The organism is Enteractinococcus helveticum, assembly GCF_020742345.1.
Taxonomy (GTDB): domain Bacteria; phylum Actinomycetota; class Actinomycetes; order Actinomycetales; family Micrococcaceae; genus Yaniella; species Yaniella helvetica_A.
Genome location: NZ_DYXC01000031.1, coordinates 1 through 9,601, shown reverse-complemented (window position 1 = coordinate 9,601; position 9,601 = coordinate 1). Strand labels below are relative to the sequence as shown.

Genomic DNA, 9,601 nt, shown 5'->3' with positions numbered 1-9,601 from the left:
GCACGAATCGTCCCGCCAGGAGTGCGTACTGTCTTGGGGGCTATCTCGTTTGCCGGGGTGTTTTCATAAATAGTTACGCCCAGATGTTTCACGATATCTGCCAGACCCCGTACGAGTTTACCGGGATGGATAATGGCGCAGTGTGGGGAGTATAGGGCGCCGGTCACACCTGATGCGTCAATCAATGCACGCGCTTCGTCTCGGTCTAAAATTTGCCACTGATCCGATGTGCCAAGGAAGTCGGCGCTGGATGCCACAGTTGAATGCGCTCGCTGCATGTGTGCAGCGCTACGGATCAGTGAAAGGTACCCTGATTTTTCGTAGTGCGCATCGATGCCTGCAGTAGCGCTCACACGCTGAATTTCGTCGACTGTGTCATTCATCGCCTGTTGTAAGTCGATTGCTGCAGCACGAGAGTATTTCTTGGCGACTTTTTGTAATGACAGCGGGAAAATTGCTGAAGCCCATCCACCGTTACGCCCCGACGCTCCGAAACCTACATGTTCTTGCTCTATCACTGCGATGCGCATGTCAGGAGCTGCCGCCGCCAAATAGTAGGCTGTCCAAAGGCCTGTGAAGCCTGCCCCAATGATGATCGTATCAACGCTCAAGTTTTGACCGAGGGCAGCATGAGATGATTGTCCCTCGGACCAAACAGTGTGAGTACGGGCAGTTGAAAGACTAGCAAGTGTCATGAGTGGCGATTCCCTTCTGTGGCTACTCACCTCACAACTGTGTCATGCAACACATCTGGTAGAAATTAGACAAAATGCTAAAATGTGATCGTCGTCTCAGACAATTGTCTATTAAGAGAATCTTGGTCATAGAGGAGTCATATGCTATCGATCGAAGAACTCCTACGTCGCCTGAAAGATCCGGTCGAACTTCGCGCTGGGGCTGCAGGTTTGAATCGAATGATCACCTGGGCCCACGCAGTCGACACTAGTGATCCATGGCTCTGGATTGAGCCCGGAGATCTCATGATGACGACCGGCTCGAATTTACCGTCAGACGATAGCGGCCAGGTCGACTGGATTCAACGTCTTAACCGAGCCCGTGTGGGCGGAATATTACTTGAACTGCCACATGAAGGTTTAGAGCTCACACCAGGACTCCTCGAAAACGCGGATACCTGCGGACTACCTTTGATCACGGCAAAGCGACCAATCTTATTTAATAAGATCTCCCATCTGGTGGTGGAGTCTGCATTGCAGTCCCGATGGGAACGTACTGAAATGATTCAGCGGTTGTTTTCGTCTTATACAAGTCATTTACGTCGAGGCGTCAGTCAGGATGAACGTCTTCAGGGACTGTGCCGGATCCTGGATGCCGAGGTCATCATCAAACATGGGCCCAGTAATGCAGTGATCTTCCACCACATGGCCGAAACGGTCACTCAGAACACTACGGCATGGACAAAAATTGAACTACCGGGCACCGGACGGGAAGTCGCCTATTTAAAACCATACTCAGCAGGTCTCATCACCGATGAAGAATTCATGTGGCACTGGTCCACGTTGGTGACCATGGAATTGGGGTTCGAACAGGTACAGCTCGATCAGACACGAGCTCATCAAGAACCCATCTTTCGTCATTTGCTCGAAGGGCAGCTGGATTCAGTCTCACTCAGCCCGATCCTTGAACAACGTGGCATCGTAGGTGAGATACAGCTGATGGCGCTTCGCGTCGTTGATGATAATACAAAACGCGATATTATTTCGCGAATACACTTGATTCCCGGGCTGCGCAATGAGCCACACTTGATCACTGAAATCGACGAGACACTGTTCATAGCACTCCCCTACCCAGTTGATGATGCTCTCTTGGCGCGCTTGGGCGCAGGACGTCATGTCACCATCGGGCTTTCCCGACTGATCTCTCCAGCTAACCAATTCCCGGAAGCAGCCGATCAGGCAGTCAACGCTTTACAGTATGCCCAGTCTCGCGCCATGGGAACAGCTCATTTTGACGACTTTGTTGCCTACCATCTCGGTGTATTCGACCGTAAGACTGCTCAACAACGAATTGCTGAAGCACTTGGCCCGATCCTCGAACACGACAAGGAGAACAGCACGAATTTACTGCATACATTACGTACATACTTGGAAGCAGATCGTTCTGGAACGGAGACGGCAAAAGTCTTGATGATACATAGACAAACATTGATATACCGACTGAAGATGATTCAACGGCTAACCGACATCGATCCAAACTCAACAGCAGGGATCGTCAGTTTCTATCAAGCGCTGTCTGCTTTTGAACAGTTACAACCGAGGAATAAAACGATCTAGATCAGGAGCTCTTAACAGCGTTTCCCAAGTGCGGTCCACATTGCATCTGAGTTCATGCGATAGGCCATCACCGCAAGATGTGTGGCAGTACGCTGCTCGGCATCCCTCTCCAAACCATATCCCAGCTGTGTCTCCAACCGACTGATACGAGCGTATAGCGCTGGACGTGAAATGTGTAGTGAGCGAGCCAATGCCGCTTTATTATCTATGGTCAATATTGATTCAAGGAGCTGAAGTTGATCTTCAAAGTCACGACGCGAGCGATGATGAGCGGCCAAACCTGCTAGTTCGGTCACCACGAAAGATTCGAGTTGGGCATTTTGTTGAAGTGTGGCAAGTAAACCTCGTAGGCCTAGATCTTGTGCATAAAAATAGGGACGATGCTGCCCCGTAGCAGCGATATAAGCTTGTGCTGCTTGCGCTATTTGAGCGGCGTCTTGCAGTCGCTTCGCGGCGATTTTCGCTGATCTTGCTTGATTTGCGATGCCGGCGACAAGCCCTGTCCGATTTCGCAGTTGTGTCGTGAATCGTACGTGGGTTGCTTTTACTAATTGCTCAATTTCCCTGGGGGCATGTACCGGAGCCAACACATCAACTACCCCGATCTCGCTTCGTGCGGCAAATACCGGTAGCTTCTGCACGGACCCTAGCTGTTCCAAAATGTCGAGCAGAATCCCAGACCAGCGGTTGAGTAGCTCCTCAGTGAGCTGGTGTCCTGAGATTCGAAAAACCACAGACACCCAGGTCGATGCCGTGATTGGAGCGTAGCCGAAGGTTTCGCTCAGACGCCATTGAACTTCTTGAGCCGAAAGCTCTGTGCCATTACGCAATTGATAGAATAATGAGGATGCCGTGGAGCGACGCATTTCGCGTTGCGAACGTTGGGCCAGAACTGAGATAGCCACGGCCTGACCGGCTCGTTCTAAAACGGTTCGAACCAATGCTTCATCAGTGGCCCCGGAATCACGGATGACAAGCCAGCCCAGTTCTTCATCCCCGGCAACCACCGGATGCGAAGCACTGACGATGCCAGCTTTGCGCTGATCCGTCGACTCCCATTCGACTTGGCAACCCAAGAGCGCTGTCGCTTCGGCGACGATACGGCTAGTCGATGCTGACCCAACGGACAGTCGGGTAAAAGATTCGTGAATACGGCGGTCTGTTTCGACTTCCCGTAGCCTCGCTGCAGCAATGTTTTCGTGTACGAATTGCGTCAGCTCGACAAAACGGATGCGGTCCTGCAGCAAATAGATAGGGGTTATTCGGTTGCGTGCGGCATGTTTCAACGTCCTAATCACTTGATGCCTTTCTGGAAGCACTTCCGCCACCACAGCAACAGCACCTGTGGCTTCGATGGAATCAAGGAATTGATTCGCCGCATCGACTCCATCGTGTTGCTCATCAACCACCGAATCCAAGAATGTTGCGGTGGTCAAAATAAATTCGCCCCCGGGAAGCAGGCCCTCGGGACGGGCCGTTTCTAGGATATGCATCCACCTCACGGGCTCATCAACAGCACCTTCAGCGGGCTGTGATATCAAATGCAACGGGGCATTCTTAAAGAGTTCTAAGCCCAGAACCGCACCAACCGTGACATGAAACATAAACACAGTGTAATCATCATGTCGCAAAATCGATACACAGTGTCACTGTTTTGCGTCACGAGATCGGGGCATGGTGAGAACGTACCCATTTTCCGTGAGCAAAGGATGCACTGCATGAACACGATCAACCAGTTGGACCAGACCAGCCAGCCTGGTGCCACTGAAGCCGTTACGATGATCAATCACTGGATCGACAATGCCTACACCGATGGCACGGAAACCAACGTAGAACGTGCCAATGTCACCAACCCGGCCACCGGCAAGGTCACCGGTCAGGTGGCCATGGCTGGGAAAGCTACTGTGGACCAAGCCGTGGCTTCTGCCAAGGCAGCGTTCCCGGGGTGGCGTGATACTTCACTGTCCAAACGCACGCAGATTCTTTTCCGCTATCGCGAGCTACTGAACGAACGTAAAGAAGAACTTGCCGCGCTGATCACCGCTGAGCACGGCAAAGTCCTCGACGATGCTCTAGGCGAGGTCAAGCGTGGCCTTGAGGTCGTCGAATTTGCTTGCGGTATGCCGCACCTACTCAAAGGTGGCTACACCGAAAACGCCTCGACCAATGTTGATGTGCATTCCAAACGTCAACCACTGGGACCGGTCGCAATCATCTCGCCGTTCAACTTCCCTGCCATGGTACCGATGTGGTTCTTCCCTGTTGCGATTGCCGCCGGAAACACCGTGGTCATCAAACCTTCGGAAAAAGATCCTACGGCAGTGAACTGGGAAGCTGAACTGTGGAAAGAAGCCGGCCTGCCAGACGGCGTATTCAACGTCGTCCACGGTGGAAAACCCGCCGTGGATGCCCTGCTGGAACACGACGACATCAAGGCCGTCTCGTTTGTCGGGTCGACCCCGATCGCCAAATACGTGTACGAAACCGCAACCGCTCACGGCAAACGCGTTCAGGCTCTGGGCGGTGCAAAGAACCACATGCTCGTCCTGCCAGATGCCGCCTTGGATATGGTCGCCGACAACGCAATCAATGCTGGCTTCGGGTCAGCAGGCGAACGCTGCATGGCCATCTCCGCACTGGTTGCCGTCGGTGATATTGCCGATGAGCTGGTGGAGAAGATTGCCGACCGCGCCCGGAGTCTGCGCACCGGTGATGGCACCCGTGGGACTGACATGGGACCATTGGTCACCTCGGAACACCGCGATAAGGTTGCCGGGTATATCGACGCCGGCGAGCGCGAAGGTGCCACCGTCGTCGTTGATGGTCGTGACGGCGAATTTGATGCCGACGGTAACGGCTATTTCGTTGGGCCCACGCTCTTTGACCATGTGACCCCGGAGATGACGATCTATCAGGAAGAGATCTTTGGGCCGGTGCTGTCGGTGCTGCGGGTGGACACATATGATGAGGGCCTGGAGCTGATCAACGCCAACCCATATGGCAACGGTACCGCGATCTTTACCAATGACGGTGGGGCCGCACGACGGTTTGAAAATGAGGTTGAGGTTGGCATGGTGGGCATCAATGTGCCGATCCCCGTCCCGATGGCGTACTACTCCTTCGGTGGCTGGAAGAACTCGCTATTTGGTGACACCCACGCTCACGGTGCTGAGGGTGTGCACTTCTTCACTCGTGGTAAGGCTGTGACTACGCGTTGGTCTGATCCATCCCACGGCGGTATCAACTTGGGCTTCCCAGAAAACCAGTAAGGATTGTCATGACTGTTACCCATTCTTCTGAAGTATCCGAAGCGCTGCGTGCCGAGGGCGAGCGCGCTTATGAACTGGATCGTGCCCATGTGTTCCACTCGTGGGCTGCGCAGGATCCGTTTAGCCCGATGACCGTGGTGAAAACTCAGGGCTCATTCCTCTGGGATGAGACCGGAAAACGCTACATCGACTTTTCATCACAAATGGTCAACACCAACGTTGGTCATCAACATCCGAAGGTTGTTGCGGCCATCCAAGAACAGGCTGCCACGATCGCCACGATCGCACCGGCACATGTTTCGGCACCGCGTTCGGAAGCTGCGCGCCTGATTGCTGAACGCGCACCAGCCGGTATGGACTACGTGTTCTTTACCAACGGTGGTGCGGACGCCAATGAGCACGCGATCCGCATGGCCCGACTGCACACTGGCAAAACCAAGGTGCTGTCAGCCTATCGGTCCTATCACGGTGGCACACACCTGGCGGTCAATGTCACCGGCGACCCGCGGCGGTTTGCCTCGGATACCGCTTCGACCGGGACCGTACACTTTTTGCCGTGCTACCCATATCGTTCCTATTTTCACGCCGAAACCGAAGAACAGGAAGTGGCTCGTGCCCTGGAGAACCTCGAGAACACCATTGTGCTCGAAGGCCCAGATACCATCGCCGCGCTGATCCTAGAATCCGTGCCGGGCACCGCGGGCATCTACGTGCCCCCGGCAGGCTATATGGCCGGGGTGCGAGAACTGACCAAGAAATACGGCATCGTATTCATCGCCGATGAGGTCATGTCGGGTTTTGGTCGCACCGGCAAATGGTTCGCCATCGACCACTGGAACGTCACCCCAGATCTGATCACCTTCGCCAAAGGGGTCAACTCCGGCTACGTGCCCCTGGGCGGTGTGGTCATCAACGAAGCCATCTACGACACCTTCCGCAATCGGGTCTACCCTGGCGGGCTGACCTATTCTGGTCACCCGTTGGCCACCGCCGCCGCAGTTGCAACCATCAATGCGATGGAAGACGAGGCCATGAATGCCAATGCCACCCGGCTGGGTGACGACGTCATTGGTCCGGGCCTGCAGCGTCTGCAGAAAGCACACCCCTCGGTGGGTGATGTGCGCGGGCTGGGCTGTTTCTGGGCGATCGAGCTGGTCACCAACCGAGACACCAAACAGCCGCTGGCACCCTACGGTTCCAGCTCCGAAGCGATGGGCAAGGTCATTGCCAAATGCAAGGAACTGGGCCTGATCGTCTTCGCCAACTTCAACCGCATCCATGTGGTGCCGCCGTTGAATATCGACGACGACGTGGTTGCCGAGGGGCTGGCCATTTTGGATGAGGCACTATCGGTGGCTGACCAGTATTACCAGCACTAACAGCACCGCCACGAACAAACATGCAACGGTGGGCTACAGCATGAGCTGTAGCCCACCGTTGAGTGTTTTCCAGCATGACACGAATATCTAGCCTCCCCATGGTGCAGACCAGTTGCATGGTTTGCTGCTAAACTGCGCCCACAATGTAGCACACTCGTTGAGGAAGACAACGCATGGATTTGGCTGATGCACTACGACAACTCGCCGAGCAAAACCTGTCGGGGGTCGCGTTTCTGAGCGCCTATGGTTTGACCTGGCTGGTGTGCGCTGTGTTTTGGTCACGCGCGTCCCAACGCACCGCCGCATATGCGACCCTCTTCCAGGGCATGGTCGCATTCCCCATCGCACTGGGATTGTCCGCGCTCATCGGAGCCATCGGTCAATCCAGGCCTGTCCCCGAGGAAATCACCCAGTTCTCCATTCTGGTGGGCACCTCACAGCTGCTTGGCCTACCGCTGCTGATCTATTTGATCATCAAACGCCAGTACGGGCTCGTGCCGGTGGTATTTGCCACGATCACTGCAGTGCACTTCGTGCTCTATTCATGGCTGTATCAAACACCGCTGTACATTGGCATGGCGGTTTTGATCGCTCTTTCAACCACGGCGGTCATGGGCGCCGCAGACGAAGCCAATCCCCGCTCCGGCCCGGGTCGGGTCTGTCTGGTGACCGGTAGTCTGTTATTGCTTACCGCTGCGGTATTTGCGGGGATGCATCTTACAGCCAGCTAAACGCGGTCTCGTCATTTGGCCAGTAGACTGCACTCATGGGCTTTATGAGCAGCCTTGGATACGAGATGCCGCCGCGCCAGGTCAGACGACGCGCGACCTCCCATTTGACGCCGTATTGAAATTCGCTCTGACGTTTCTCTCCTCACTGTCCATCGTGTCATTCAGGGTGCATTCGAATGGTATGACTACCATGTATATCGGTTCTCTCTTGGCCACCCGTTTAGCTGGGACAGTGAATACTTCCTCTGCGACTACGATATGACCGACGACGAGGATGAAGGCACCTTCGTTGACGACGTTCGCCTTGACGAAACCTTGCAAGAACCCGGCGATCAACTAAATTATGTCTATGACTACGGTGACAGCTGGCACCACACCATCAAACTCGAAAAAGTCCGCCAGGCCATGCCTGATGATCCCATCGCGGTCAGCATTACTGGTCGGCGATAGCTGGCTGGTAGCTCCCGCTGGTTTCGCTCCGGCCGGACCCGTACCAGAGCTCTTCGGCTTAGACCAAGAAACACGAGCACTCATCGCCCAATTTCCGCAGTTCAAGAGCATTTTGAACGAATGTCCGGACCAACAGGCTCGCTCCGAGATGATCCATCGTTTGGAAATACTGGCCTCAGCTGATCCAAGGTCAGGTCGTCCAGCGCCAGAAGAATCTGAGTTGGTCGATTCACTCAGCGCGGTGCTGCTCCTTCTCGACGACATTGGCACCGGTGTACGGCTCACGAGCGCCGGCTATCTTCCACCCAAGATCGCCTATCGTTTCGGCGAAGTGCTCGGACTGAGAGATTTTGAACTGTCTACCGGCGGTGAGTCAAAAATGCTAGCGGTAATGCACGTTCGCGAGGCTCTCCAACAGGTCGGGTTGCTGCGCAAATATAAGGGCGACCTGTTACTCACCAAGGCAGCCAAGGACGGTCAAGAAGCAACACCACTGTTGTGGAATCACTTAGCAGCCCGGCTATTGCCCTCTGAACCAACCGCTGGCACATTCTCCCATGATGCGGCACTGCTGTCCTTATTATTTGCAGCAACCTCAGATAACTCCTTTGACCTCACAACGGTAGCCGAGATACTCACCGCTTCTGGATGGCGGGTCAATGATGAGCCGGTGCAAAGTTACGACGTCGTATTTCAGGGCTCATGGCAAACGATCCTATTGTGGTACATCGCGCCGAAAGATCAACGGGCGTGGTTCAATGGCACCGTCAGCCCTGCGGCAGCCGAGCTTGCAAGGGCAACACTTTTGACAGCGAAACCGCTATAGTGCGAACAAAAGATTTCGCGTAGCGTCAATGCCATGAACACCATCTTCGACTCCATCCGCCGCATCAGATTTCGCCGAGGACCACAGCGCATCTTAGGTGGTATCGCCGGAGGGATCGCCTCACGTTTTGGCATCAACGTCTGGCTTGTCCGGCTCTTGGTCCTGGTGTCATTTTTGCTACCAGTTATCGGCTGGATCCTCTACGTCGTCATTTGGATCGTTACGCCATGGCGCGATAACAGCATCCCGCTGGAACGGATACTCGAAGGCAAGCGTCCTCCGAAACGCTAACGCCTACCTTGTCTAGCCGTTTACGTTCTCGCGGTTAAAGCCCGAAGATTCGACGTACCTCGTGGACACGCGGCGTTGAGGCCAGCACTTGATAGCGTGATGCTTCCAGTGTTCATGGGTTGCGTTTTTTAGCGCGGATCGGGTTAACTCGCTCCGTCTGATTCCTACCTGAGTTCTTCGAGTTGTAAGTGACCGGACCAACCACCACTTCGGCAAGTAGCTCGCGTATTATTGCCAGATCTCCAGTCACCGCTGCTTCGCGGCAGGCTGCGTCATTCATCTGTCCAGAAACATTACGCCAGTCCAGCTTCCACCCGGCGTTGTCGGCGACATTTAGCCAGAAAATGCGCTGTACTCGACCGTT

General features: G+C 54.5%; 9 protein-coding genes and 1 pseudogene. 7 read left to right on the top strand and 3 right to left on the bottom strand.

The window, feature by feature from the left end; genetic code table 11:
- The coding region (locus tag K8V32_RS02690; protein WP_303902482.1) for an NAD(P)/FAD-dependent oxidoreductase at nt 1–695 on the bottom strand (695 nt) is incomplete at its 3' end.
- 141 nt (nt 696–836) lie between these two features.
- On the opposite strand from K8V32_RS02690, the gene K8V32_RS02685 reads away from it, so the two are divergent.
- Nucleotides 837–2,291, top strand: coding sequence for a PucR family transcriptional regulator (locus tag K8V32_RS02685; RefSeq protein WP_303902480.1), 1,455 nt, complete (start codon nt 837–839; stop codon nt 2,289–2,291).
- Between the two features lie 11 nt (nt 2,292–2,302).
- Here the strand turns inward: K8V32_RS02685 and K8V32_RS02680 are convergent, their stop codons facing one another.
- Entirely contained in the window at nt 2,303–3,895 is a 1,593-nt protein-coding gene (locus tag K8V32_RS02680) for a PucR family transcriptional regulator ligand-binding domain-containing protein (protein WP_303902478.1), read from the bottom strand.
- A gap of 174 nt (nt 3,896–4,069) precedes the next feature.
- Between K8V32_RS02680 and K8V32_RS02675 the strand changes: the two genes are divergently transcribed.
- The 6 genes from K8V32_RS02675 to K8V32_RS02650 all read left to right on the top strand — a co-directional run bounded on the left by K8V32_RS02675 (nt 4,070) and on the right by K8V32_RS02650 (nt 9,237).
- The gene (locus tag K8V32_RS02675; protein WP_303902487.1) at nt 4,070–5,560 is read left to right on the top strand and encodes a CoA-acylating methylmalonate-semialdehyde dehydrogenase; all 1,491 of its coding nucleotides are present in this window, start codon (nt 4,070–4,072) and stop codon (nt 5,558–5,560) included.
- An 8-nt stretch (nt 5,561–5,568) separates the two neighbouring features.
- Nucleotides 5,569–6,939, top strand: coding sequence for an aspartate aminotransferase family protein (locus K8V32_RS02670; RefSeq protein WP_303902475.1), 1,371 nt, complete (start codon nt 5,569–5,571; stop codon nt 6,937–6,939).
- Between the two features lie 173 nt (nt 6,940–7,112).
- Nucleotides 7,113–7,670: a DUF7010 family protein gene (locus tag K8V32_RS02665; protein ID WP_303902472.1), complete on the top strand. Its 558-nt coding sequence runs from the start codon at nt 7,113–7,115 to the stop codon at nt 7,668–7,670.
- Between the two features lie 114 nt (nt 7,671–7,784).
- Nucleotides 7,785–8,120, top strand: coding sequence for a plasmid pRiA4b ORF-3 family protein (locus tag K8V32_RS02660; protein ID WP_369681031.1), 336 nt, complete (start codon nt 7,785–7,787; stop codon nt 8,118–8,120).
- The gene (locus K8V32_RS02655; protein WP_303902469.1) at nt 8,083–8,946 is read left to right on the top strand and encodes a hypothetical protein; all 864 of its coding nucleotides are present in this window, start codon (nt 8,083–8,085) and stop codon (nt 8,944–8,946) included. The genes K8V32_RS02660 and K8V32_RS02655 overlap by 38 nt, the downstream gene beginning before the upstream one ends.
- A gap of 33 nt (nt 8,947–8,979) precedes the next feature.
- The gene (locus K8V32_RS02650; protein ID WP_303902466.1) at nt 8,980–9,237 is read left to right on the top strand and encodes a PspC domain-containing protein; all 258 of its coding nucleotides are present in this window, start codon (nt 8,980–8,982) and stop codon (nt 9,235–9,237) included.
- Between the two features lie 112 nt (nt 9,238–9,349).
- Here the strand turns inward: K8V32_RS02650 and K8V32_RS02645 are convergent.
- Nucleotides 9,350–9,601 (bottom strand): annotated as a pseudogene (locus K8V32_RS02645) (hypothetical protein); the annotation flags it as partial.